This is a genomic window from Uliginosibacterium sangjuense, assembly GCF_059132465.1.
Genome location: NZ_CP101132.1, coordinates 142225 through 165795 on the forward strand (window position 1 = coordinate 142225; position 23571 = coordinate 165795).

General features: G+C 65.7%; 23 protein-coding genes. 13 read left to right on the forward strand and 10 right to left on the reverse strand.

Going from position 1 to position 23571, the window contains the following annotated elements; translation table 11 throughout:
- The first annotated feature begins 182 nt into the window (after nt 1-182).
- The 6 genes from NMB43_RS00660 to NMB43_RS00685 are packed head-to-tail and all read left to right on the forward strand — an operon-like array spanning nt 183 to nt 4974.
- On the forward strand, nt 183-662 hold the full coding sequence (locus NMB43_RS00660) for a GtrA family protein (RefSeq protein WP_494350225.1): 480 nt from the start codon (nt 183-185) through the stop codon (nt 660-662).
- A gap of 1 nt (nt 663) precedes the next feature.
- Complete coding sequence (locus NMB43_RS00665; protein ID WP_494350226.1) at nt 664-1476, forward strand: glycosyltransferase family 2 protein; 813 nt, start codon at nt 664-666, stop codon at nt 1474-1476.
- 6 nt (nt 1477-1482) lie between these two features.
- A complete protein-coding gene (locus tag NMB43_RS00670) occupies nt 1483-2361 on the forward strand; it encodes a hypothetical protein (RefSeq protein WP_494350227.1) in 879 nt (292 codons plus the stop codon).
- A gap of 1 nt (nt 2362) precedes the next feature.
- Nucleotides 2363-3835, forward strand: coding sequence for a hypothetical protein (locus NMB43_RS00675; protein ID WP_494350228.1), 1473 nt, complete (start codon nt 2363-2365; stop codon nt 3833-3835).
- Nucleotides 3819-4217: an HAD family hydrolase gene (locus NMB43_RS00680; RefSeq protein ID WP_494350229.1), complete on the forward strand. Its 399-nt coding sequence runs from the start codon at nt 3819-3821 to the stop codon at nt 4215-4217. The genes NMB43_RS00675 and NMB43_RS00680 overlap by 17 nt, the downstream gene beginning before the upstream one ends.
- 10 nt (nt 4218-4227) lie before the next feature.
- Nucleotides 4228-4974, forward strand: coding sequence for a glycosyltransferase family 2 protein (locus NMB43_RS00685; RefSeq protein WP_494350230.1), 747 nt, complete (start codon nt 4228-4230; stop codon nt 4972-4974).
- Between the two features lie 94 nt (nt 4975-5068).
- On the opposite strand, the gene NMB43_RS00690 is transcribed toward NMB43_RS00685, so the two are convergent.
- The 4 genes from NMB43_RS00690 to NMB43_RS00705 all read right to left on the reverse strand — a co-directional run bounded on the left by NMB43_RS00690 (nt 5069) and on the right by NMB43_RS00705 (nt 10579).
- The gene (locus NMB43_RS00690) at nt 5069-7687 is read right to left on the reverse strand and encodes a DNA topoisomerase III (RefSeq protein ID WP_494350231.1); all 2619 of its coding nucleotides are present in this window, start codon (nt 7685-7687) and stop codon (nt 5069-5071) included.
- Nucleotides 7688-7800: 113 nt separating this feature from the next.
- On the reverse strand, nt 7801-8286 hold the full coding sequence (locus NMB43_RS00695; RefSeq protein WP_494350232.1) for a Smg family protein: 486 nt from the start codon (nt 8284-8286) through the stop codon (nt 7801-7803).
- Nucleotides 8287-8401: 115 nt separating this feature from the next.
- Nucleotides 8402-9499 (reverse strand): DNA-processing protein DprA, encoded by a 1098-nt coding sequence (gene dprA, locus NMB43_RS00700; protein ID WP_494350233.1) that lies wholly within the window; start codon nt 9497-9499, stop codon nt 8402-8404.
- Nucleotides 9500-10579: a LysM peptidoglycan-binding domain-containing protein gene (locus NMB43_RS00705; RefSeq protein ID WP_494350234.1), complete on the reverse strand. Its 1080-nt coding sequence runs from the start codon at nt 10577-10579 to the stop codon at nt 9500-9502. It lies immediately after the preceding gene.
- Nucleotides 10580-10764: 185 nt separating this feature from the next.
- On the opposite strand from NMB43_RS00705, the gene def reads away from it, so the two are divergent.
- From def to htpX, 3 genes are all read left to right on the forward strand, one after another.
- Nucleotides 10765-11268 carry a peptide deformylase gene (gene def / locus NMB43_RS00710; protein ID WP_494350235.1) on the forward strand — a complete coding sequence of 168 codons (504 nt, stop codon included), beginning with the start codon at nt 10765-10767 and terminating at the stop codon, nt 11266-11268.
- Between the two features lie 70 nt (nt 11269-11338).
- Nucleotides 11339-12274 (forward strand): methionyl-tRNA formyltransferase, encoded by a 936-nt coding sequence (gene fmt, locus NMB43_RS00715; RefSeq protein ID WP_494350236.1) that lies wholly within the window; start codon nt 11339-11341, stop codon nt 12272-12274.
- Nucleotides 12275-12342: 68 nt separating this feature from the next.
- On the forward strand, nt 12343-13194 hold the full coding sequence (gene htpX / locus NMB43_RS00720; RefSeq protein WP_494350237.1) for a zinc metalloprotease HtpX: 852 nt from the start codon (nt 12343-12345) through the stop codon (nt 13192-13194).
- A 62-nt stretch (nt 13195-13256) separates the two neighbouring features.
- On the opposite strand, the gene NMB43_RS00725 is transcribed toward htpX, so the two are convergent.
- A complete protein-coding gene (locus tag NMB43_RS00725; RefSeq protein ID WP_494350238.1) occupies nt 13257-14252 on the reverse strand; it encodes a LacI family DNA-binding transcriptional regulator in 996 nt (331 codons plus the stop codon).
- 261 nt (nt 14253-14513) lie between these two features.
- On the opposite strand from NMB43_RS00725, the gene NMB43_RS00730 reads away from it, so the two are divergent.
- The gene (locus NMB43_RS00730; RefSeq protein ID WP_494350239.1) at nt 14514-16364 is read left to right on the forward strand and encodes a hypothetical protein; all 1851 of its coding nucleotides are present in this window, start codon (nt 14514-14516) and stop codon (nt 16362-16364) included.
- A gap of 227 nt (nt 16365-16591) precedes the next feature.
- Here NMB43_RS00730 and NMB43_RS00735 read toward each other — a convergent pair whose 3' ends face one another.
- The 4 genes from NMB43_RS00735 to NMB43_RS00750 all read right to left on the reverse strand — a co-directional run bounded on the left by NMB43_RS00735 (nt 16592) and on the right by NMB43_RS00750 (nt 19380).
- Nucleotides 16592-16951, reverse strand: coding sequence for a DUF2782 domain-containing protein (locus NMB43_RS00735; protein WP_494350240.1), 360 nt, complete (start codon nt 16949-16951; stop codon nt 16592-16594).
- Nucleotides 16952-17025: 74 nt separating this feature from the next.
- Complete coding sequence (gene rdgB, locus NMB43_RS00740; RefSeq protein ID WP_494350241.1) at nt 17026-17622, reverse strand: RdgB/HAM1 family non-canonical purine NTP pyrophosphatase; 597 nt, start codon at nt 17620-17622, stop codon at nt 17026-17028.
- Nucleotides 17623-17642: 20 nt separating this feature from the next.
- Entirely contained in the window at nt 17643-18614 is a 972-nt protein-coding gene (locus tag NMB43_RS00745) for a potassium channel beta subunit family protein (protein ID WP_494350242.1), read from the reverse strand.
- 58 nt (nt 18615-18672) lie between these two features.
- Nucleotides 18673-19380, reverse strand: coding sequence for a class I SAM-dependent methyltransferase (locus NMB43_RS00750; protein ID WP_494350243.1), 708 nt, complete (start codon nt 19378-19380; stop codon nt 18673-18675).
- A gap of 109 nt (nt 19381-19489) precedes the next feature.
- Between NMB43_RS00750 and sbcB the strand changes: the two genes are divergently transcribed.
- On the forward strand, nt 19490-20929 hold the full coding sequence (gene sbcB, locus NMB43_RS00755; RefSeq protein WP_494350244.1) for an exodeoxyribonuclease I: 1440 nt from the start codon (nt 19490-19492) through the stop codon (nt 20927-20929).
- Between the two features lie 125 nt (nt 20930-21054).
- Here the strand turns inward: sbcB and trhA are convergent, their stop codons facing one another.
- Entirely contained in the window at nt 21055-21699 is a 645-nt protein-coding gene (gene trhA / locus NMB43_RS00760) for a PAQR family membrane homeostasis protein TrhA (protein WP_494350245.1), read from the reverse strand.
- 164 nt (nt 21700-21863) lie between these two features.
- On the opposite strand from trhA, the gene leuE reads away from it, so the two are divergent.
- A complete protein-coding gene (leuE, locus tag NMB43_RS00765; RefSeq protein WP_494350246.1) occupies nt 21864-22514 on the forward strand; it encodes a leucine efflux protein LeuE in 651 nt (216 codons plus the stop codon).
- Between the two features lie 106 nt (nt 22515-22620).
- On the forward strand, nt 22621-23523 hold the full coding sequence (locus NMB43_RS00770) for a hypothetical protein (protein WP_494350247.1): 903 nt from the start codon (nt 22621-22623) through the stop codon (nt 23521-23523).
- The last annotated feature ends 48 nt before the right edge of the window (nt 23524-23571 follow it).

Sequence of the window (23571 nt, forward strand, 5' to 3'; positions counted from 1 at the left end):
GTAGCATGCAGCGCGGCGGCACGGGGCCGCAAGCGGCCGCGTGCCGACCGCAGTGCAGCATCCGGAAGTTCGTCACATACGCCACAATGCAGGCCTGCGCAGACCGCGCCCAGAGGCCGTTCCGGCGCCCCTTTCCAGTATGCTCACCGGGCCCGCCGCATACCGATCCAGGATCATCAAGCATGGATGCAAGCACATCGCCATCACAGGACGCCAGCGCGCCACGCCGCATGCTCGCGCTGCTGCGCCTGTTCCTCGGCTTCGCGTTCCTCTCGGGGCTGGGCTGGCTGTGCGACTTCGGCACCTTCACGCTGCTGGTCAAGCTGTTCGATGTGCCGGGTTTCATCGCCAACTTCGTGTCGTCCTACGTCGGGGTCACCTTCGTCTGGTTCACTTCGCTGAAGACGGTGTTCGGCCGCGCGGGCGCGGCGCGTGGCCGCTTCCTGTTCGCCTACTGGGGCTTCCAGTTCCTCTCCATCCTGGCTTACTCGCAACTGCTGCATCTTGTCGTCGCGGCCTTGCAGGCGCCGGCGCTGCCGGCATGGCTCCTCGCCAATGCCGCGGTTGCCGCGAAGATCATCATCACCCCGTTCAACCTCGTCACCAACTTCCTGTTCATGAAGTGGCTCACCCGCTTCATGCAGGAGGCCACACCGTCCTGACATGGCAGACCTTCCGCGCATCCTCGTCTTCATTCCCGCCTACCGTTGCGAAGCGCAGATCACGCGCGTCATCGAGCAGTTCGACGAGCGCGTGCAAGCCTGGGTCGACACCGTCATGGTGGTGGACAACCGCTCGCCGGATCGCACGCTGGAAGCCGCCATCGAGCGCGGCAAGACAGTGCTCAAGGCGTGCAACTTCATCGCCTGGCGCAACGACGACAACTACGGTCTGGGCGGTTCGCACAAGGCGGCCTTCCGCTACGCGGTGGAGCAGGGCTTCGACACCCTCGTGGTGCTGCACGGCGACGACCAGGCCGACATCCGCGACCTGATCCCTCAGCTCGAAGCCGGCGCACACAAGGAGGTCGATTGCCTGCTCGGCGCGCGCTTCATGCGCGGCAGTCAGCTCAAGGGCTACTCCTGGTTCCGCACCTTCGGCAACCACGTCTATAACGCGCTGTTCTCGCTGGTCGCGCTGCGCGCCATCCACGACCTGGGCTCGGGACTGAACCTGTATCGCCTGGCTGCTTACCGCGACTTCTACTACAAGCCCTTCCCCGACGACCTGACCTTCAACTACGTGATGCTGCTGGCGAGCTATCACCGCCGGCAGACGGTGCGCTTCTTCCCCATCAGTTGGCGCGAGGAAGACCAGATCTCCAACGTCAAGCTGTTCCGCCAGGCCTTCAAGGTGCTGGGCCTGCTCGCCGGCTACGGCCTGCGCCGCGGCGCCTTCCTCGCTACGGAGCTGCGCGCGCGCGCCTTCGAGGCCTACAGCGGGCAGATCCAGCACCGCCAGGACCGCGCGGTCTGAGCCAGCATGAGCCGCAGCGTCCGCGTCTACCTCTTCCTGCTGCTGGGCGTGGTGCTCGCTTGGCTGTGGCTGCGCGCGCCGGCCATCGCAGGCTTCGGCCATGACACGCATTGGGCGGGCCTGGTCGGCGTGACCGCGCTGTACCTGTGCTCGCACATCTTCCGCATGCTGCGCCTGGCCCTGCTCACGCTGGATGAGCGCGACAAGGCCTTCCCGCTGATCGCGGCGCACACCCTGACGGCATTTCCAAGCAGCTTCCTGCCCTTCAAGATCGGCGAAGTGCTGCGCCTGGCGGCCTTCTTCCATGTCTTCGCGCGGCGCCAGAAGGCGCTGGCCGTGTGGCTGGCCGAGCGCTTCGGCGACGTGCTGGTGATCACCGCCTTCATCCTCGGCCTGTATCTCTTCAACATCGGCGTGCCGCCCGCCATGCGCACCGTCTTCGTCCTGTTCGTGCTGGCCAGCGCCTTTGGCTTGTTGGGCCTGTTCGCGGTGGCCAAGGTCTTCGTCTACCTGAACCGCCACCTCGTGCTGGCCAGCCATACGCCACGCGGTCTTGCGCTGCTGCGCGCGAGCCACGTGCTGCGTCGTCTGGAGATGGATATCTACAAATCGGTGGAAGGGCGCCTGTCCGGCTTCCTGCTGCTGTCGGTGCTGATCTGGGCCATCGAGATCCTGGCCCTGTCCTTGTTCATCAACCAGCTATCCATTGGCGAACCTGACTTTGCGGCGCTGTTCGCCTCCGGTCTGCTGGCCAGTCTGCCGGGCGGCGCGGCCGGCGGGGCCAATGCCTTCGGCCTCTACCAGTCGCTCGCGCTGGTGGTGCTGACCCTGGTGTTCCTGCTGGTCGTATGGCTGGCCGCGCGCTTCAAACTCCTGAGGGCCTGAGATGTCGGACCTGCATGCCAAACTCCTGCTGATCCTCGACGACCGCGAGTTCGCCACCGGCGATGTGCGCAGCCTGGTCGGCCCGCGCCGCTATGGCGACATCATCTTCAAGCGTCGCCCGCTGATCGAACACTTCCGTGCTGCACTGCCGGCCTGGGCACGCGAACGCCTGATCCACCTGCGCACGGCCGATGATCTGGCCACCCTGCGCGCCACGCTGGAAGGCAGCAGCGAGGACACGGCCGCCTGCGTGATCGCCGGCCGCGCCGGCTTCATGCAGCCCGAACGCCTGACCCAGTTGATCGAGCGCCTGCCCTATGCGGAAGAGGACTTCACCGACAGCCTGTACAAGCCGCTGCTGGTCTTCCTGCGCAATGCGCATGCCTTGGTCGAGCAATGGTCAGGCTTCACGGCGGCGCCGCTGCATCAGTGGGAACAGGGCTGGCAAGGCAGCCAGCGCGTGCAGTCGGTGGAGCCGCTGGATCTGGGCAAGATCCGCGACTTCCTGTCCTTCACCTGCGGCTCGACGGCGACGCGCCACTTCAACGAGGTGCAGATCGACGCCTACTACTACACCAAGCGCTCGACCGACAAACGCAAGATGCTGGCGGAATACTCGTTCTACGGCCTGGTGCCGGAGGCGATGCGCCCCTGGCTGATCCAGCCCTTCGACTTCCAGGACGAGGGCGAGCGCGCGTCCTACAAGATGCTGCGCTACTACCTCGCCGACGCCGCGCTGCAGTGGGTGCACGGCGCCTTCGAGGCCGACACCTTCGCCCCCTTCGTCGAGCGCCTGCTGTTCTTCCTCGCCGAGCGCCCGCGCCAGGCCTGCAGCAAGGAGCAGTCCGCAGCGGCGGCGCGCGAGCTGTTCGTGACCAAGCTGGAGTCGCGCGTCAAACAGTTCCTGTCGATGGAGGAAGGCCGGCGCATCAACCAGCTCGCCGCCAGCGCCACGGCAGAGCTCGACATCACGCGCCAGCTCGAGCGCTACCTCAAGCTCTACCAGCGCTTCGAGAAGGGCTTCGCCTTCGACCACCAGGTGGTCGGCCACGGCGACCCCTGCTTCTCCAACGTGCTGTACGACCAGAGCCGCTACCTGCTCAAACTGATCGACCCCAAGGGCGCGACCACCGAGAGCGAGTTGTGGACGCACCCGCTGTACGACCTGTGCAAGGTCTCGCACAGCGCGCTGGGCGACTACGACTTCATCAACAACGGTCTCTACAACGTCGGCTTTGCCGACAACAACGACCTGGTGCTGCGCTTTACGCACACCAATCACGCCACGCTCAAGCCGATCTTCCTGCAGCGCGTGAAGGTCATGGGCCATGATGCCCGCATCATGCGACTGGGCGAGGCTTCGCTGTTCCTGTCGATGCTGCCGCTGCACATCGACTATCCCAACAAGGTCATTGCCTTCCTGTTGAAGGCACGCCAGATTCTCGACGAGGTCGAAGGTGAACACCGCATTTGAAGAAAAGGAAGGCACGCTGGTCGTCGATATCGATGGCACGCTGTGCGACATCAAGACGCCCAACCAGTCCTATGCCGAGCTGGCGCCCAAGGCGGCCATCATCGACAAGCTGCGCGAATACCAGGCCAAGGGCTACCGCATCCTGCTGTTCACCTCGCGCAACATGAAGACCTACAACAACAACCTGGGTCTCATCAACAAGCACACCGCGCCGGTGCTGCTTGAATGGCTGGCGAAATGGGACGTGCCCTACGACGAGATCCTGTTCGGCAAGCCCTGGCCACGCAACAAGGGTTTCTACATCGACGACCGCGCGGTGCGCCCGGACGAATTCCTGCGCATGAGCGAGGAAGAGATCCAGCAGCTCCTGGGACAAGAGTGAGGATGGCCGCATGAGCCACAACATCGTCATCACCATGGCCGGACGCGGCTCGCGCTTCTACGACGCGGGCTACACGGTGCCCAAGTACGAAATCCTGGCGCACGGGCGCAGTCTGTTCGACTGGTCGATGCTGTCGCTGCGCCATTTCCTCGCGCGCGACAGTCGGCTGGTCTTTGTGTGCCTGGCCGAGAACCGCTCGGCCGACTACGTGCGCGGTCGTTGCGAACTGCTGGGCCTGGAGGACGTGCACATCGTCGAACTCGATCAGCTCACCGACGGCCAGGCCACCAGCGCCTACGTGTCGCGCGAGCTGTGGCGGCCCGAGGCGCCGCTGCTGGTCTACAACATCGACACCTACGTGAATCCGCGTGCGCTGAACCCGGCCGACATCCGTGCTGGCTCCGACGGCTGGGTGCCCTGCTTCCAGGTGCCCGGCGATCACTGGAGCTTCGTCAAGCTGGGCGAGGATGGCTGGGCCACCGACCTGGCCGAGAAGAAGCGCATCTCGGACTACGCCTCGATCGGGTTGTACTGGTTCGCGCAGGCCGGCCGCTACGTGCAGGCCTACGATCGCTTCTTCGCCGACCCGGCCAATCTGGTACGCGGCGAGCGCTACATCGCGCCGCTGTATCGCCAACTGCTGGCCGAAGGCGGCAAGATCTCCATCGCCGACCTCGCGCTGCAGGACGTGCACGTGCTGGGCACGCCGGCGGAGCTGGATGCGTTCCTGCAGATCGATCCGGCGCTGGTGGTGTAAGCCTTCGTTTCCCCTCTCCCGCAAGCGGGCGAAGGGGAAAAACAAAACGGGGCTGCGCGCCCCGTTTTGTTTTTCTGCTGCGCTTCGCGCTAGCTCAGGCTTCCGCCTTCTTGCGTGTGGCCTTCTTGGTTGCGGGCTTGGCTGCGGGTTTGGTCGCGGGTTTGGTCGATTTCGCCGGCTTGGCTTCCGCGGCGTCGCCGTCGTCCCCGTCCGCCTTCTTGGCGCTCGCTTTCGCCGCTCCCTTCTTCGCGGCACCGGCTTTCGGCTCTTTCTTCTCGAACTCGAAGCCGACCTTGCCGTCGGCGCCACGCACCAGGAAGGCCGAGAACTTGCGCCGTGTGCGTGCCGACACGAAGCCTGTCAGCAAGGCAGTGCGACCATCCTGCAAGAGCTTCTCCATCTGCTCGCGCTCGATGGGTTGCTGCAGGATCAGTTTGCCGGAGCGGAAGTCGCAGGCCTTGGGCACGGCCACCGCCTTCTCGCACACGTAGGCCATGCCATGCTCATACACGCCGCTGCCACACTTGGGGCAGGCACCGAGCGAGGTCTGCTCGGAGAAGTCTGGCGCCTCCCCGCCCTCGTCCTCGCGCGGCTGGCCGAAATCGAACTCCGGCAGTTTGTCGTCGTTGAGCTTGATCTCGGCGTTGAAGGTCCGCCCCATCTTGTTGCGGAAGCCCAGCAGCGGGCCGACCTTGCCGGCGGACAGCAGGGTTTCGATCTCGTGCAGCTCGAACTGGCGGCCGGCGACGATCTTCCACAGCGAGTACTCGCAGGACTGGCACTGGAACTTCTTGTAGTTCTCCTTGATGACGCCGCCGCACTTGGGGCAAGGCGTCTGCAGCGTGGCGAAATCGCCCGGCACCGTGTCGGACTCGTAGCGCTTGGCGCGCTCGACGATGTCGCGCGTCATGGCCTCGATGTGTTCCATGAAGTCGCCGCGCGACAGCTCGCCCTTCTCCATCTGCGCGAGCTTGTACTCCCATTCGCCGGTCAGTTCGGGCGAAGCCAGTTCGGCGATGCCCAGGCCGCGCAGCAGCGTGATCAGCGAGAAGGCCTTGGCCGTCGGGATCAGCTCGCGGCCCTCGCGCAGCATGTAGGTCTCGGCGATCAGGTTCTCGATGATCTGGGCACGCGTGGCCGGCGTGCCAAGGCCACGCGTGCCCATGGCGGCGCGCAGTTCCTCGTCGTCGACCAGTTTGCCGGCGCCTTCCATGGCGGACAGCAGCGTCGCTTCATTGAAGCGTGCCGGCGGCTTGGTCTGCAGCGACTTGACGTTGACGCCCTCGGTACCGATGGTTTCGCCAGGTTTCACCGGTACCAGCGAACCGGTAGCCTCTTCGCCTTCTGCCGCAGCTTCCTTACCGTAGATGATCTGCCAGCCGGCATTCACCATCACCTTGCCCTCGGTCTTGAAGGCCTCGCCTTCGACACGCGTGATGCGGGTGGTGATCTGGAACTCGGCCGCCGGGTAGAACACCGCCATGAAGCGCTTGGTGACGATGTCGTAGATCTTGGTTTCGGCCTCGGACAGGTTCTTCGGCGCCGTACCGGTGGGCACGATGGCAAAGTGGTCCGAAATCTTGGCGTTGTTGAAGATGCGCTTGTTGGGCTTCACCCAGCCGCGCTTGATGATCTCGGTGGCGAATTGCTGGTATTCGGCCGGCAGGCTGCCGAGGATGCCCGGCACCTGACCGACATAGTCCTCCGGCAATGCGCGCGCGTCGGTACGCGGATAGGTCAGCACCTTGTGCTTCTCGTACAGCGCCTGGGCGATCTGCAGCGTGGTGCGCGCCGAGAAGCCGAAGCGACCATTGGCTTCGCGTTGTAGCGAAGTCAGATCGAACAGCAGGGGCGAGAGCTGGCTGGAGGGCTTGGATTCCTCTTCGACCTTGCCTGGCTTGCCCAGGCACTTGGTCTTGATCGCCTCGGCACGCGCCTTGTCCCAGATGCGATTGGCATTGGCGTGTTCGTCGTTCTCGTCCTTCTTGAACTTCTCGTCGAACCAGCGCCCGAGGTACTCGCCGGCCGCGGCGCCGAACTGGCCCTCGACCTCCCAGTAGTCGCGCGACTTGAACTGGCGGATGCGCTCCTCGCGCTCGACCACGATGGCCAGCGTGGGCGTCTGCACGCGGCCCACCGTGGTCAGGTGGAAGCCGCCGGTCTTCGAGTTGAAGGCCGTCATCGCACGTGTGCCGTTGATGCCGATCAGCCAGTCGCTCTCGGCGCGACATGTCGCGGCCTCACGCAGGCCGGACATCTCGTTGGCGCTGCGCAGGCTGTGGAAACCGTCGCGGATCGACTGCGCGGTCATGCTTTGCAGCCACAGGCGGCGCACCGGCTTGGAGGTGCCGGAATGCTCGACGATGTAATTGAAGATCAACTCACCCTCGCGCCCCGCGTCACAGGCGTTGATCAGGCCGACAACGTCCTTGCGCTTGATCAGGCGGGCTAGCAGCTTGAGCCGATCCTCCGTCTTCTCGATCGGATTCAGCTTGAAATGCGGCGGAATGACGGGCAGGTGGGCGAAGGACCATTTGCCGCGCTTGACTTCGAATTCGTCGGGCACCGCCAGTTCCAGCAGGTGGCCGATGGCCGAGGAGAGGACGAATTCCTCACTCTCGAAGTAGTCGCCCTGGCGTGTGAATCCGCCCAGTGCGCGGGCGATGTCCTGCGCCACCGAAGGCTTTTCGGCGATGATCAGCTGTTTGCTCATGCTATGGAAATACCGGCAGTGAGGCCGCGCACAGGGCGCTGCCATGGGAGTTGAGCCGGATAATAGAGGGGCCGGCAAGCCGGCCGCAAGTCAGGGCCGCCGTCTGGGCGGTATCAATGCAACGTGATGGCGCTGTCCCACTCGTCCTCGGCATCGACCTCTTCGGTCAGCAATTCGTCGAGGATCAGGGCATCCACGCTGGCTTGTTGCTGCCACAGCACCATCAGCACGATGACCTTGAACTTGGACAGCGACACTTCACTGTCCGGCAGCGCCAGGGCCCGCTCCAGTACCAGCTCGCGCCGGTTGGCATCCAGTACGCCGGCGCCCTCCAGGAACAGCAGGAAGCCGCGACAGGATGCGTCCAGCTTGCGCTGTTCGTCGTCGCTGAAGATACGCAGGGAGCGCGTGTCGGCGCTACGCGCCGGGGGTTGCGCATCGGCCACGCGGCGCAGATCGGCCAGCCAGGCGATGGCGTCGGAGATTTCGGCCTCTTCGAAGCCGGCCGCGGCCAGTTTGCGCGAGAGCTGCTCCGGCTCCTCCGGGCAGGCATCGGCATAGCCGTAGGTTTCAAAGAGATACACCAGTATTTCGATCATGACGAGCCTCGCTGGACGCCTATCCCTGCTTCCTTTTACTGCGACAGCCAGGAGCAGATCCGTGAATATCTGACGAATGGATGCAGAAGCTGCCGAACATCCATGCCTGTAGCGTTCATTCGAGCCTCTGGAACCGGTTGCCGGGCAAGCGCCCAATGCATTGTTCGAGTTCCAGTGTTGTCAGGATGACGAAGAGCGCATCGGGCGTCAAGCCGCTGCGCTGGACCAGGGTATCCACGTCCTGTGGGTCGTGCCCCAGCGCTGCCAGCACGCGCGCCTCTTCCGGTGAGCGGTCGGCGCGTGTGGTGCTCGTCGGCGGTGTGGCAATGGTGCCGAGTGCCGGCCAGCGCAGCTCCTCCAGCACGTCCTGCGCGCTTTCGACCAGTTTGGCGCCGCTCTTGATGAGCTGGTGGCAGCCCTTGGACAAGGGCGAGTGTATCGAGCCCGGGATGGCGAACACCTCGCGCCCCAGCTCGCCGGCCAGCCGGGCTGTGATCAGCGAGCCCGAACCAGGCGCGGCCTCGACGACCAGCGTGCCTTTTGCCAGGCCGGCGATCAGGCGGTTGCGGCGCGGGAAATTGTGCGCGGCGGCGGGGGTGCCGAGAGGGAATTCGCTGAGGATCACGCCATTTTCGGCGATTTCTCGTGCCAGGGCGGCATTGCGGGCCGGATAGACACGGTCTGCGCCGGTGCCGATCACGGCGATGGTGCGTCCCTCGCCGCGCAATCCGCCACGATGGGCGGCTGCATCGACGCCGAGGGCAAGGCCGCTGACGATGCACAGACCGGCGTTGGCCAAGGCGGCAGAGAAGGCCTCCGCGTTCTGCATGCCCTGCGGGGTCGCATTGCGTGAGCCGACCACGGCCAACGCCGGGCGGTTCAAAAGCTCGATGTGTCCCTTGGCATAGATCAGTGTCGGCGGGTCGGCCGTTTGCAGCAGGGCTTGGGGGTAGGCCGGATCGGCCAGGGTCAGCAGACGGTTGCCGGGCTCCTGAGCCCAGGCCAGCGCATGCGCGATGGCGGCGCTGTTGTCGGTTCCAAGGAGGCTGTCGGCGAGGCGTTCGCCAATGACGGCCGCAATAGATAGACGACTTGCGGCAAAGACCCGATCCGGCAGGCCGAAAGTGGCCAGAAGCTGGCGTTGCCGTTCCGGGCCGATGCCCGGAACCAGCGTCAGGCGCAACCAGTCATGCAGGTCCGGGTCGGGCTGCAATCAGGGGGCGCGCACGTCGTCGCCGACACGCACGGAGTTATTGCTTTCCACCACCAGCGCGTAGGACACGCGGTTGAACACACGGAAGACGAAAACCAGGCCGTAACGGTCCTCGGGCAGTTCCCAGGTTTCGGGACGACCGTCCAGGGTGTAACGGACCTGGCCGCGATTGCGGTGCAGGGCGAACACATGGCCCGGCTCGACGCCGTTGCTCTTGCCGACGCCCAGCGAGATCACGCCCATGCGCCCGGTCTCGAACACACCGTCGGTGATGCCCAGGACCTTGCCGCTGAGGTTGGCCGGCGCTCCGTGCGGGGTGAGGGAGACTGTGTCGTCCTTGCCGGTTGGCGCCAGGCGCATGCCGATGTTGATCTCGCGCTTGGCCTTGGTGATCTTCAGAACGGCGGCCTTGTTGCCCTCACCGGGAGAAAGCGCTTGCGCCGTACCGGTCACCACGGTTTCGTAGGCGAGAATCTGGTTGGTGACGGGGTCGCGCAGCGGTTCGGCACGGCGATAGATCTGCCAGCTTTCGATGCCGGGCGTGAGGTTCTTGGCAAAGACGATATCGCCGGTACCAGCCAGCACGCGGTCGTCCTGCATCGCGACCAGGGTGGGCTTGCTGGCGTCGTCCGGCCCCTCCTCGACCATCGGCTCGACCAGGAACTGGCGGATCAGGTCCATCGGGATACTGGCGATCGGGCTGTCGGCCGGCGTGGCATAGACCTGAGGGCTCAAACGGGTGTCGCCACTGGTGCCGATCTGCTTGCCTACACTCAGGTAGGGGCCGTTGCGGTCGAGCACGATGACTTGCCCCGGATAGATCAGGTGGGGGTTGCGGATCTGGTCCTTGTTGAGGCGCCATACCTCGGGCCAGCGCCAGGGCTGCTTGAGGAACTTGCCGGAGATGCCCCACAGCGTGTCACCCTTGACGACCGTGTAGCTGTCCGGTGCGTCGGGGGCCAACTGGACCTTGTCGCCCTTGGTCTCGCCCGCAGGCGTGGCCGGCGCATCGGCCGCCAGGACGGGGTAGGCCGCAGCGGCGGTGAGGGACAGGAACAGCGCAGATATAATCCGATTCATGGGAGGCCCCGAAAGAAGTGGTCCTTCGCTTCCGTCACCATCGGCATGGCGATGGCGGTTCTTGATTCATGGCCGGTGAGCCGATGGACAAAACAGCTACGACGCTGGCTGCGGAGTTTCATGTTTTGCGTTAGATTCTGCACGTAGTTGCTTCACCCATCAAGGTTTTCTGGATATTCGGACGAATGGCCCTGCTGCCCATCCTGCACTTTCCCGACCCCCGTCTGCACACCGTCGCCAAGCCCGTTAAGGTGGTGGACGAGCGAGTCCGCACCCTGATCGCCGACATGGCCGAGACCATGTATGCGGCGCCGGGCATCGGCCTGGCGGCCACCCAGGTCAATGTGCACGAACGTATCGTGGTCATCGACGCCAGCGATGACAAGACCGGGCTGATGGCGCTGATCAACCCCGAGATCATTGAGCGCAGTGGCGAACAGCTGTGCGAGGAAGGTTGCCTGTCCGTGCCTGGAATCTATGAAAAAGTCAGCCGGGCGGCGTGGATTCGGGTACGGGCGCTCGACGCCCAGGGCAAGCAGACCGAGTTCGAGGCCGAGGGGCTGCTGGCTGTGTGTATCCAGCACGAGATCGACCACCTGGACGGCAAGGTCTTCGTCGAGTACCTGTCGAACCTGAAGCAGAACCGCATCAAGACCAAGCTGGCCAAGCGGGCGCGGATTACTGCGTAACCAGGACTGAGTGACATCTTTCGCCGGCGCTGCTGGCGCATGCTTCCTCAGTCCTCAGTCCTGAATTGACATGAAAATCGCCTTTGCCGGTACGCCGGAATTCGCTGCCGTTGCGCTGCGCGCCATCCTCGACGCCGGCTTCGATGTGCCCTTGGTGCTGACTCAACCGGACCGGCCGGCCGGGCGCGGCATGCAGTTGCAGCCCAGCGCAGTGAAGCAGGTGGCCCTGGCGCGCGGCATCGAAGTTGATCAGCCCGAGCGCCTGCGTACCGAGGAACAAAGGGCGCGCCTCGCGGCCTGTGCGCCGGACGTGCTGGTGGTCGCGGCCTATGGCCTGATCCTGCCGCAGGCGGTGCTGGATCTGCCGCGTGCGGGGTGTCTCAATATTCATGGCTCGCTGCTGCCGCGCTGGCGCGGTGCGGCGCCGATCCATCGCGCCATCGAGGCCGGTGACGCCGAGACCGGCATCACCATCATGCAGATGGATGCCGGGCTGGACACCGGTGACATGATTTCGATGCGTGCGCTCCCGATCCTGGATAGCGACACGACCGGCAGCCTGCATGACAAGCTGGCGACGATGGGCGGCGAGATGATCGTGGACGCCTTGCGACAGCTTGCCCAGGGACCGCTCGCGCGCACCCCGCAGCCGGCCGAGGGCGTGACCTACGCCCACAAGATCGACAAGGCTGAGGCCCTGCTGGACCTCCGCCAGCCGGCCGCCGTACTCGCACGCAAGCTGCGCGCCTTCAATCCCTTCCCAGGAGGCGCCGCACAGTTCGGCGAGCAGACGCTCAAGCTGTGGGCTGGCGAGGCGGTCGAAGGGAGCGCGCAGCCTGGTACGGTGCTGGCTGCCGATGCGCAGGGGGTGGTGGTGGCCTGTGGCGAAGGCGCATTGCGCCTGACCCAACTGCAGAAGCCGGGGGGCAAGCGCCTGCCGGCGGGGGAGTTCCTGCGTGGCCTCGCCTTGCAGCCGGGTGACGCCTTCTCCGTGGTGAAGGATTGAAACTTTCGTCCCCGTCCCGATCTAAGCATTGCGCCATGTGGCGCGTTACCTGACACGAGGCAAAGGCAATGTTCAACTGGGTCAAGACGTCCATCCTGATGGCGGCCATCATGGCGCTGTTTGGCGTCGTGGGCGGCATGATCGGCGGTCAGCAGGGCATGCTGCTGGCGCTGCTGTTCGGCGGCGCGATGAACGTGTTTTCGTATTGGTTCTCGGACAAGATGGTGTTGCGCATGTACAACGCGCAGCAGGTGGACGAGACCACCTCCCCTTACCTGTACAACATGGTGAGGGAACTGGCCGGGCGTGCCCAGATGCCGATGCCCAAGGTGTACATCATCAACGAGGCCCAGCCAAACGCGTTCGCCACCGGGCGCAATCCGGAGCATGCGGCCGTCGCGGCCACCAGCGGCATCCTGCAACTGCTGTCGGAGCGTGAGCTGCGCGGCGTGATGGCGCATGAACTGGCGCACGTGAAGCACCGCGACATCCTGATCTCCACCATCTCGGCCACCATGGCGGGGGCGATCTCGGCGCTGGCGAACTTCGCCGTGTTCTTCGGCGGGCGCGACAGCGAAGGCCGCCCGGCCAATCCGATCGCCAGCATCGCGGTCATGTTGCTGGCGCCGCTGGCCGCCAGCCTGATCCAGATGGCGATCTCGCGCGCCCGCGAGTTCGAGGCCGACCGTGGTGGCGCGGAAATCTCCGGCGACCCTCTGGCGCTGGCCAGTGCGCTGCACAAGATCCACGCCTACGCCAGCGGCATCCCGATGGCGCCGGCCGAGGCGCACCCCGAGACGGCGCAGATGATGATCATGAACCCGCTGTCGGGGCGCGGCCTGGCTGGCTTGTTTTCCACCCACCCGCACACCGAGGAGCGCATTGCCCGCCTGCAGCAACTGGCGGCGCAGATGCGATAACGCACGAGTACGCCCAATGCAGAACGCCCCGCAAGGGGCGTTCTGCATTCAGGCGCGCCGCTTCAGAAGCGGCGCGCGGTTGAGGCGCGCGGGATCAGGCGCGGTTCGAGCAGGATGTCGGTGTCGGTGGCGCCGGTCGTCACCGCGTTGATGAGGCAGCGCATGGCGGTTTCGCCCTGTTCCTCGCTCCGCATGTGCACGGTGGTCAGCGCGGGGGTCATGAAGCGCGCCACCGGGATGTCGTCGAAGCCCGCCACGGCGAGGTCTTCCGGCACACGCAGGCCCAGTTGCTGGGCTTCGTGCATGAGGCCAATGGCGATCAGGTCGTTGTAGCAGACCACGGCATCCGGGCGCTGGCCCGACATCAGCAGGCCGGCGGCGGCGGCCTGGCCGCCCTCCAGCGTGGGGAAGTCCACCGAATGCTGGATCACCGACAGGCCGGCCTCGGACAGCGCCGAGTTCACGCCCAGCAGGCGTTCGTGGTTCCAGCGCGCAGGCAGGAAACCGAGATAGGCGACGCGCTTGCGCCCCGTTTCCAGCAGGTGCTTGCCCAGCATGTAGGCGGCCTGGAAGCCGTCGGTGCGTACGCACATGATGCCGGGCCGCTGCAGACGGCCGAAGAAGACCACCGGCTTGCCCAGTTCGGTCAGCCAGGAGATCGAGTCGTCTGGCACGCGCGAGCTGACGATCAGGCCGTCCACGCGCATCGACAGGGCTTCGAGCAGGTGGCGTTCGTGCGACTGGCGCTCCTGCAGGTCGACCACCAGCAGGTTGTAGTCGTGTTCCAGCGCGACGCGGTTGGCGCCCTTCACGATGTTGGCGAAATGCGGGTTGCGCACGTCCAGCACGGCGACGCCGAAGTTGCGCGTCTCGCCGGTGACCATGCTGCGCGCAAGCGGATTCTGGCGATAACCGAGCTTCTCGATGGCTTCGCGCAAACGCTTTTCCACCTCGGGGGTGAAGCGCTGCAGGCCGTTGATGAACTTGGAAACCGTGGCGGTGGATACGCCGGCCGCGTTGGCCACATCGCGAATCGTCGCGGTGCGCTTGATCTGCATGGTGCGAGTGCTGGTTAGAGGCGCCACGGGCGGGGTCGCCCACGGGGTGCCTGCACATTAAGGCGGGCAGGCCAGTGGCGTCAATGTGCGGTGTCACAGCGGCGCCACCCGGCGGGTGGGCGTCGTGAGCGGTCTGTTCGGGGCGGTGAGTACGGCGCAGCGGCCTTGACCCGAGGCTTTTGGTGACATATTCTTAATCGAGTTAAACGTTTTACTTTCACCAAAATAATACGGGTCGGATCGTACTTTTCACTTGGAGCCATGCTGATGTCCGTCAACACCTTGCCTCAGCCTGCCGTCGCGCTGGCGCCGGCCTGTCCCACCGAGGCCCAGCTCAGTGCGCTGCGGGCTACGCCGCTGAAGGAACTCGTCACACATTACATGCTGCCGCAGCTCGACCATTTCTTCGGTCTGCTCGACGCGGCCGGCAAGGAACTGGTGATCGACCACACGGTGGTATTCACCGGCAAGGACAAGTTCCTGCCCGGCAAGATTGCCTTCGGTCTCTCCTACCTCTTGCTGGGGGCTGACCGCCAGGGTACGCGTTTCCAGTCCTACCTCGAAGGCTACCGCCGCATCGCGGCCCTGACCCTGGAGGACGACAACGACAGTTGGGGCATCTATTACTACGTGGCGGCGCTGAATCGCCTGCGCGAGGCCGGCCTGCTGGAGCAGGCGCTGGACGAGGCCACCCTGGCGCGTCTGCGCGAGCGCCTGGACTGGCGCCGCTTTGTCGACGTGGCGCAGGGCTACACGCTGATCAACCTGCCGACGAACTACTACGGCGTGGCCTTCAGCATCGCCCGCCTGCGTTACCTGATGGGCTGGGAGGATGCCAGCGGCAGCGAAGTGCTGCTGGCCAAGACGATCAAGCACTACGAGACCTATTCCGGCGAGTTCGGCTTCTCCGACGAAACCGACGGTGAGGGGCGCTTCGACCGCTACAGCGTGCTGCTGATCGGCGAGATCTGCTACCGCTTCGTCGAGACCGGCATGGAAGTCACGCCGCAGCTCAAGGCCTGGCTGCGCAAGGCGGTGGATGTCGTGCTGCCGCGCCTGAACCTGCGTGGCGACGGCTTCTGCTACGGCCGTTCGATCGGTGCCTATGGCGACACCGCCTTCATCGAGATCCTGTCCACCGCCGCCTGGCTGGGCGTGTTGAGCCCGGCCGAGCGTGACATGGCTTATGCCTTCCAGGTGCGCGAGACGGTCAAGTACCTGACGTTCTGGTTCGACCCTGAAATGCAGTCGGTCAATCTGTGGGACAAGGGGCGCCGCACCGATGCCTATCGCGCCAAGCACCGCGTGCTGGGCGAGAACTTCACGATGCTCCACCACCACATCTACACCTGCAACCTGTGGCAGCGCATGGGCTACGCCGAACAGGCGCCAACGCCGGCCTTTAGTGGCTGGCTGGATGGCCTGCCGCGCTTCTCCACCACCTGGTTCGCGCGCGGCGAGTATGACCGTGCGCTGGTGGGCTTCCGCGATGGTACGCGTCTGATCGACCTGCCCATCATCAACGGCGGTGTGACCCTGCACCACACCAATCCCTACTACCCGATCCCGTTCTCCAACGACTTGGTGCAAGGGGCGGCCGACGCGGACTTTCCGCAACTGATGCCGCGCTTCCTGTTGGCCGATGGCAGCCTGCTCACCGGCACCGCCTTCTTCCGCCGCCTGCAGATCGAGGAGCAGGGCAGTGCCTTGCGCGTGGCCTATGACATGCAGGAACTCAATCGCCTGGGCGACAAGGCGCCGGTCAAGGATGGCCGGCTGCAGGCGCATACCGAGTACCGCCTCGACAGCGGCCGCATCCAGCGCAGCGACCGCTACGTGCCGGCCGCGCCGCTGGAGGGCGTGCAGGTCGTCATGGAGTTCGCCAGCTTCTCGCGTGGCGCGAAGGTCGAAGGCGGCCGGGTGCGCTTCGCAGAAGGAGCGGTCACGGAGTTTGACCTTACCGGCTTCGACGAGATCAGCGTTGTCGAACTGGACGAGGCGCCGGAGTACCGCGCGCCGATGGGCCGGATGCATACCCTGGTGCGTTGCGTCCTGCGCCTGGCGCGCTTTGACCAGCCCCTGGAACTGGGCTGGGTGATTCATTACCGCTGAATCTGGAGGCCGCCGCCGCGACTTCTTGCTGGACGGCGCGGCGGCGGTTTGCGGAGCGTCTGCCTGCGGGGACGGGTGTTTGACCGACCCTTGCACCCGGCCTCTTGGGCAGACGGCTGTACGTTTGTCCTAGGTGTCTCCTCGAAGACAAACGATCTTGACGCGCCTCGCATCTCCTCCTAGGTGCGAGGCGTCTTTTTTGGGGGTGCCCCCCCAAAATCCTTGGCTCACCAGCTCTTGATGATCCAGGCCGGCGTGCGCTGGGCCTTGTCGTGGCCATCCGGGCTCGGGATGCTGTTGATCGAATCATTCGGATTGGCCAGGAAGTACGGCGCGCCGACGCGCGGTGTGACTTTCACCAGATAGAGCTGGCCGCCCTTGCGACGGAACTCTTCGATGCGGACTTCACCCTCCTGGCGCGTGGTGACCTCGCTGCCCTCCTCGATCACCGGCGCCGCGGAGCTCGCGTTGACCGGCGGCGGAACCTCCGGAATCGGCTCCAGCTTGGGCGGCGGCGGCGCATCGGCGGCCCAGGCGGGCAGGGACAGGCTGAACAACAGAGCGGACAACAGCAAACGGGTCTTCATGACGACCTCCTTGGTATCGGGCCGAAGTCTACCTGTCTATCGTGGACCGTGCGCGGCGGCTGACGTTCCGTGGTTCAGCCAGCCTGCAGGCGACGCAGGCGCTCCAGCAGGATGCGGCAGGCCGCGCCCCGGTGGCTGAGCGTGTTCTTGAGTGCGGCATCCAGCTCGGCCGCCGTCTGGCCCAGCTCGGGCAGCAGGAAATAGGGGTCGTAGCCGAAGCCGCCGGCCCCGCGCGCCTCGCGCGTCACCTCGCCGTGCCACTCGCCCTCCGCGATGATGGGCTGCGGGTCCTCCGCATGCAGCACCATGACCAGCACACACACGTAATGCGCGCGGCGGTCGGCTTCGCCCTCCAGTTTTTCGAGCAGCAGCGCATTGTTGGCTTCGTCCGACTTGGGCTCACCCGCGAAGCGTGCCGAGTACACGCCGGGCGCGCCGCCCAGCGCGGCCACGCAGATGCCCGAGTCGTCCGCCAGCGCGGGCAGGCCGGTCGCGCGCGAAGCATGGCGTGCTTTGGCCAGCGCGTTCTCGACGAAGGTGCCGTGCGGCTCTTCGGCCTCGCTGACGCCCAGCTCCGATTGCGGAATCACCTCCCAGCCCAGCGGCGCGAGCAGGGCGGCGAATTCGCGCAGCTTGCCCTTGTTGTGTGAGGCCATCACCAGTTTCTTCATGTTCGTTTCCTTGCGATTGCTTATTGGATGGCGCCTTCGCAGGCTGCGTCGAGGCGGGCGCACAGCGCGGCGTCGAGATGGCTGACGAGAGCCAGCGCACGCATGTTCTCCTCGACCTGGGCGGGCCGCGACGCGCCGGTGATCACCGTGGAGACGTGGCGGTTGCGCAGGCACCAGGCCAGCGCAAGCTGGCCGGGCGTGCAGTCCAGCTCGCCCGCGATCGTCAGCAGCTTGCGCGTGGCGGCGTTACGCGCCGGGTCGAGCAGGCGCTCGTGCAACCACTCATAACCCTTGAGCGTACCGCGCGAGCCTGCGGGAATGCCGTCCAGATACTTGCCGGTCAGCACGCCGGAGGCGAGCGGGCTCCAGGTGGTGAGACCCAGGCCGATGTCTTCGTACAGGCGGGCGTACTCCTGCTCGACACGGCGACGCGTGAACAGGTTGTACTGCGGTTGCTCCATGACCGGCTTGTGCAGGTGGTGGCGCTCGGCGATCTGCCAGGCCGCGCGGATCTCGTCGGCGCTCCATTCCGAGGTGCCCCAGTACAGCGCCTTGCCGCGATTGATCATGTCGTGCATGGCCCACACCGTCTCCTCGATCGGGGTGTGCGGATCGGGGCGGTGGCAGAACACAAGGTCCACGTAATCGAGTCCAAGGCGGCGCAGCGAGCCGTCGATGGCGCCCAGCAGGTACTTGCGGTTGAGCGTGTGATAGACGTTGGGGTCGTCCGACAGGCCCCAGTAGAACTTGGTCGACACCACGTAATGCTCGCGCGGCCAACCCAGCTCGCGCAGCGCATCACCCATGATGCGCTCGGACTGGCCGGCGGCGTAGGTCTCCGCGTTGTCGAAGAAGTTCACGCCGGCATCGCGTGCGGCGGCCATGATCTCGCGTGCATTGGCCACATCGACCTGATTGGCATAAGTCACCCAGGAGCCCAGCGACAGCGCGCTGACCTTGAGGCCGGAACGGCCCAGACGGCGATATTCCATGTGCGTGCTCCTCATGCGGCGAAACGGTCAATCAGTGTACCGCCGGCGCTCCCGGGCGTCAGGCCAGGGGTTTGCGGCAGACTGCGTTGACCAGGGTTTCCTCGCGTTGTTGCGGGACCGGGAAGCCGAACCATTCGAGGGCGCCCAGGTCCGGCCGGCTCCACCACAGGAAGGGCAGGGACACGCGCTCGGGCGGCAGCTCGAAGCCAGCGGCCCGCGCCATGGCGACGTACTCCTCGGCGGTGCGCTGAACATGCATCGGGTGACGGAAGAACAGGCGGATCATCCACGAGTGGATGTAGCGCCGCGTCGACTCGGCGAACAGGAACAGGCCGCCCGGCTTCAGCACGCGATGGATGTGCGCCAGCGCCGCTTCCTGGTCGACGATGTGGTGCAGGCTCTGGTGGCAGAACACGAGGTCGAAACTGGCATCCGCGAAGGGCAGGGCCTCGGCGTGCACCTGCTGCAGCTCGACGCGGCAGGGCGCGGCTTGCGCGGCCTCGCCGGCGCGCGCGAGAAAGTGCGGGTCGGCGTCGATGCCGACGATCAGCTCCGGGCTGAAGCGCGCATGCAACTGGGCAAAGGCGTGGCCGTAGCCGGAGCCGATGTCGAGGATGCGCGGGAAGCGCGTCGATTCTGACGGTAGCATGCGCGAGAGGTCCGTCAGCGCGCGTGCCAGCACATGGACCTGCCAGGTGCGGGAGTTGAGGAAGCGGTTGCCGAGCCGGGTCTCGGCGACGAAGGCCAGGGTGTGAGAGTTCGACATGCGGACTGAGCGGGAACCAAGTGGTAGCGAGATGCTACCCGTTGGCGGGGCGTTTCCGGCAGGCGCCCTCGCATAGAATTCCGGCTGGCACCCTTCCGGACGCATATCCATGGCGGCAGCGCTCAGCTTCTACTGGCACGACTACGAGACCTTCGGCATCCAGCCGCGGCGCGACCGCCCGGCGCAGTTCGCCGGCATCCGCACCGACGCCGAGCTCAACGAGATCGGCAATCCGCAGATGATCTACTGCCAGCCGGCGCCGGATTACCTGCCCGACCCCGAGTCCTGCCTGCTCACCGGCATCCTGCCGCAGACCTGTCTGCAGCACGGCCTGCCCGAGCACGCCTTTGCCGCCGCCATCGAGCGTGAGCTGGCCGAGGCCGGCACCGTGGGCGTGGGCTACAACACCATCCGTTTCGACGATGAAGTCACGCGCCACCTGTTCTGGCGCAACCTGATCGACCCCTATGCGCGCGAGTGGCAACACGATTGCGGGCGGTGGGACTTGCTCGATGTCGTACGCTGCACCTACGCCTTGCGCCCCGAGGGCATCGAATGGCCGCGCCATGAAGACGGCCGGCCCTCGTTCAAGCTCGAACATTTGACAGCCGCCAATGGTCTGGTGCATGAGGCCGCGCACGACGCCTTGTCCGACGTGCGCGCCACCATCGCGCTGGCGCGCCTGATCCGCGCACGCCAGCCGCGCCTGTGGGACTTCTGCCTCAAGCTGCGCAAGAAGGATGCGGTGTTGGCCGAGATCAATCTGCTGCAGCCGCAGCCCGTCCTGCACATCTCCGGCATGTTCCCGGCCGAGCGCGGCTGCCTCGCCGTGGTGTGGCCGCTGGCACCGCACCCCACCAACAAGAACGAGATCATCGTGTGGGACCTGGCGCACGACCCCGACGAGCTGCGCGGGCTGGACGCCGAGACCGTGCGCCAGCGCCTCTACACGCGCAGCGAAGACCTGCCCGAGGGCGTGACCCGCCTACCGCTCAAGAGCATCCACATCAACAAGTCGCCGATCGTGATCGGCAACCTGCGCACCCTGTCGCCCGCCATGGCCGAGCAATGGGGGCTGGACCTCGCCCTGGCAGAGCAGCATGCGGCGCGCGCGCGCGCCCTGCCCGAGCTGACCGCGCTATGGCGCGCGGTGTATCAGCGCCCGCCCGCCGAGCAGGCCGTCGATGTCGATGAGGACCTGTACGGCGGCTTCGTCGGCAACCGTGACCGCGCCCTGCTCAACCGCCTGCGTCAGCTCGACCCGCTGGGTCTGGCACGCGAACGGGTGAGCTTCGAGGATGCGCGCCTGGAGGAGCTGCTGTTCCGCTACCGCGCGCGCAACTTCCCTGATTCGCTGAGTGAGCCGGAGCAGGCGCGTTGGCTCGCCCACCGTGTCGCGCAACTGCATGAAGGCGTGGGTACGGGGCGTTCGCTGGCGGACTTCTTCGATCGCATCGACCAGCTCAGCGAGACGACGGACGAGCGCGGCGAGGCGATCCTGGGGGCCTTGTACGACTATGCGGAAGGCATTGCGCCCCCGCTAGGGTGAGGGCCGGTCTGGTCGATACTTCTGCCAACCCCTCCCCAACCCTCCCCTTGTCAGGGGAGGGCGTCCTGACACGTCCGCTGGCTGTGCTCCTCCCCTGACAGGGGAGGCCGGGAGGGGTTAAAGCCTCAGGCCGCGTACCACAGCACCGCAAAGAAGTGACACACGCTGCCGGTCAGCACGAACAAGTGCCACACGAAATGGCCGTAGCGCAGGCGCGCGTCCAGCGCATAGAACACCACGCCCCCGGTATAGGCCAGGCCGCCTGCCAAAAGCCATAGCAAGCCGGCCAGTTCCATGCGGGTGACCATGGGCACCACCGCTACCACCACCAGCCAGCCCATCGCGAGGTAAAGCCCGTTGGATAGCCAGGGGTTGGCGAGGCGGTCGAACACCATCAGCAGCAGGCCCAGGCCAGCCAGCCCCCAGATCAGGCCGAACAGGCTCCAGCCCCAGGCGCCGCTCAGGATACCCAGGGTGAAGGGCGTGTAGGTGCCGGCGATCAGCAGGAAGATGGCGGCGTGGTCCAGCTTGCGCAGCACCTGCTTGGCTCGGCCCGGGCGCAGTGCGTGATACACCGTGGAATTCAGGTAGGTCAGCACTAGGGCTGCGGCGAAGATGCAGGCGCCGACGATGTTGGCCGCCGAGCCGGCGCGGGCGGTCAGCCCAATCAGGATGGGGGCGGAAACCAGGGCTAACAGCAGGCCGGCGCCATGGCTGAGGCTGTTGGCGATTTCCTCGCCGCGGGTCTGGGGGCGTTTGTGCAGTTTCATGGCGATACCTCGATGAGGGCGCGAGGGTTGGCGTGAGCGGGCGGGCGCAGGGCGTGCAGGGATTCTGACAGAGCTTGAGCGGACTCAGTTGCCAGAAACATTCCAGAAAAAATCGCGGCGCGATGGCCGGTTATCATCGCGGCATATTCGTGGGGGTGGGCACCATGTTTTTCGGCATCACAGACATCTGGACCTACATTCTCGGCGCGACCCTGATCGTCCTGCTGCCGGGGCCCAACTCGCTCTATGTGATGGCGCTGGCCTCGCGCCGCGGCGTGGCGGTGGGCTATCGCGGCGCCTGCGGCATCTTCGTCGGCGACACCGTGCTGATGCTGGCCTCGGCCACCGGCGCGGCCTCCCTTCTGCATGCGCTGCCGGCCCTGTTCCTGGTGATCAAGTATGTCGGTGCGGCCTACCTGGCCTGGATGGGCTTCGGCCTGCTGCGCGGGGCGCTGGCGATGTGGCGCAAGGGCGCCGTCGCGCCGGAGGCACCGGCCGCCGCCGAACCCGCCGGGCGACCGTTCCGCACGGCGCTGCTGATCAGCCTGATGAATCCCAAGGCGATCCTGTTCTTCGTCTCCTTCTTCATCCAGTTCGTCGATCCCGGCTATGCCTACCCGGCGCTCTCCTTCCTGATCCTGGGGGTGATCGTCCAGGTGCTCAGTGCGCTCTACCTGTCGGCGCTGATCTTCGGCGGCGCGCATCTGGCCAGCCAGTTCCGCCGCCGGCGTCGTCTGGCAGCCAGTGGCACGGCGGGCACCGGCTGTCTGTTCATCGGGTTTGGTTTGAAGCTCGCCAATGCATCTTTGTCTTAGCGCCTGACCACCTGCGGGCTGGAACTTGCCCTTGCCCTGTTGGTCTCTTGTCCCGGTTCTCAGTGCCACAGCTCTCCCGGCAGAAACTCCTGCCAGAAAGGTCGTGATGTCTTCCCCCGTTACCCTGAAACGTTTTCTCCTACCCTTCCTTGGACTGGCGCTGGCCGGCGCGGCCCAGGCGCAGGCGCCGGGCACCAGCCTGTCGGCCGCCCAGATCCATGTGCAGGAGGCCGACCTGGGCAGCGGTGGCCAGGCCGGGGTCGACGCCACCCAACTGAGCTTCTCCCACACCTGGGCGCTCGACAAGACCAACATGCTGGGCCTGCAGTTGCGGGCGGAGCAGGAAGACTGGTCCTTCCAGGATTCGACGCGTTTCCCGGCCGCGCCCTGGGGCAAGGTGCAGCGTTATGGCCTGGGGTTGTCGTACATGCGTGGGCTGGGGGATGGCTGGCAGTTGATGGTCTCGCCACGCGCCGACTGGGCCGGCGAAGAAGGCGCGGAGAGCGGCGACAGCGTCACCTACGGTCTGATGAGCGGCGGTTTCAAGGTCTTCGGGCCGGGCCAGCGCGTGGGCTTCGGCCTGAGCCTGGCGCGCGGCCTGGACGAGGATCTGGAGTTCTTCCCCTTCATCCTCGTCGACTGGCGCTTCAATGAGCGCTGGCGCCTGTTCAACCCGCTGGGCCTGGGGCCGAGCGGGCCGGCCGGCCTGGAGCTGGCCTACCGCTTCAACGACAGCCTGGAACTGGGTCTGGGCGGTTCGTGGCGCAACGCGCGCTTCCGTCTGGCCTCCGACAACGCGGTATCGGCCGGTGGCATCGGGCGTGCCAGTTATGTGCCGATGTTCCTGCACCTGTCATGGAAGCCGATGCCCAGCCTGAGCCTGGATGCCTACGCCGGCATGTTGCTGTCGGGCCGACTGGAGGTGGAAGACAGCAGTGGCAACTCGCTGGTCAAGGAAGACCTGGCGAATGCGCCGATGCTGGGGGTGGCGGCGAACTTCCGCTTCTGAGAAGCCGTAACAAAAGGGTTCTGGCTGGGGTGCGCCTAGCCAGAACCG

What these genes read in the sequence shown, in the direction of transcription:
- NMB43_RS00660 (WP_494350225.1), top strand. Translation starts at nt 183, where the DNA reads ATGGATGCAAGCACATCGCCATCACAGGACGCCAGCGCGCCACGCCGC.
- NMB43_RS00665 (WP_494350226.1), top strand. Translation starts at nt 664, where the DNA reads ATGGCAGACCTTCCGCGCATCCTCGTCTTCATTCCCGCCTACCGTTGC.
- NMB43_RS00670 (WP_494350227.1), top strand. Translation starts at nt 1,483, where the DNA reads ATGAGCCGCAGCGTCCGCGTCTACCTCTTCCTGCTGCTGGGCGTGGTG.
- NMB43_RS00675 (WP_494350228.1), top strand. Translation starts at nt 2,363, where the DNA reads ATGTCGGACCTGCATGCCAAACTCCTGCTGATCCTCGACGACCGCGAG.
- NMB43_RS00685 (WP_494350230.1), top strand. Translation starts at nt 4,228, where the DNA reads ATGAGCCACAACATCGTCATCACCATGGCCGGACGCGGCTCGCGCTTC.
- NMB43_RS00690 (WP_494350231.1), bottom strand. Translation starts at nt 7,687, where the DNA reads ATGAGCAAACAGCTGATCATCGCCGAAAAGCCTTCGGTGGCGCAGGAC.
- NMB43_RS00695 (WP_494350232.1), bottom strand. Translation starts at nt 8,286, where the DNA reads ATGATCGAAATACTGGTGTATCTCTTTGAAACCTACGGCTATGCCGAT.
- NMB43_RS00705 (WP_494350234.1), bottom strand. Translation starts at nt 10,579, where the DNA reads ATGAATCGGATTATATCTGCGCTGTTCCTGTCCCTCACCGCCGCTGCG.
- def (WP_494350235.1), top strand. Translation starts at nt 10,765, where the DNA reads ATGGCCCTGCTGCCCATCCTGCACTTTCCCGACCCCCGTCTGCACACC.
- fmt (WP_494350236.1), top strand. Translation starts at nt 11,339, where the DNA reads ATGAAAATCGCCTTTGCCGGTACGCCGGAATTCGCTGCCGTTGCGCTG.
- htpX (WP_494350237.1), top strand. Translation starts at nt 12,343, where the DNA reads ATGTTCAACTGGGTCAAGACGTCCATCCTGATGGCGGCCATCATGGCG.
- NMB43_RS00725 (WP_494350238.1), bottom strand. Translation starts at nt 14,252, where the DNA reads ATGCAGATCAAGCGCACCGCGACGATTCGCGATGTGGCCAACGCGGCC.
- NMB43_RS00730 (WP_494350239.1), top strand. Translation starts at nt 14,514, where the DNA reads ATGCTGATGTCCGTCAACACCTTGCCTCAGCCTGCCGTCGCGCTGGCG.
- NMB43_RS00735 (WP_494350240.1), bottom strand. Translation starts at nt 16,951, where the DNA reads ATGAAGACCCGTTTGCTGTTGTCCGCTCTGTTGTTCAGCCTGTCCCTG.
- rdgB (WP_494350241.1), bottom strand. Translation starts at nt 17,622, where the DNA reads ATGAAGAAACTGGTGATGGCCTCACACAACAAGGGCAAGCTGCGCGAA.
- NMB43_RS00745 (WP_494350242.1), bottom strand. Translation starts at nt 18,614, where the DNA reads ATGGAATATCGCCGTCTGGGCCGTTCCGGCCTCAAGGTCAGCGCGCTG.
- NMB43_RS00750 (WP_494350243.1), bottom strand. Translation starts at nt 19,380, where the DNA reads ATGTCGAACTCTCACACCCTGGCCTTCGTCGCCGAGACCCGGCTCGGC.
- sbcB (WP_494350244.1), top strand. Translation starts at nt 19,490, where the DNA reads ATGGCGGCAGCGCTCAGCTTCTACTGGCACGACTACGAGACCTTCGGC.
- trhA (WP_494350245.1), bottom strand. Translation starts at nt 21,699, where the DNA reads ATGAAACTGCACAAACGCCCCCAGACCCGCGGCGAGGAAATCGCCAAC.
- leuE (WP_494350246.1), top strand. Translation starts at nt 21,864, where the DNA reads ATGTTTTTCGGCATCACAGACATCTGGACCTACATTCTCGGCGCGACC.
- NMB43_RS00770 (WP_494350247.1), top strand. Translation starts at nt 22,621, where the DNA reads ATGTCTTCCCCCGTTACCCTGAAACGTTTTCTCCTACCCTTCCTTGGA.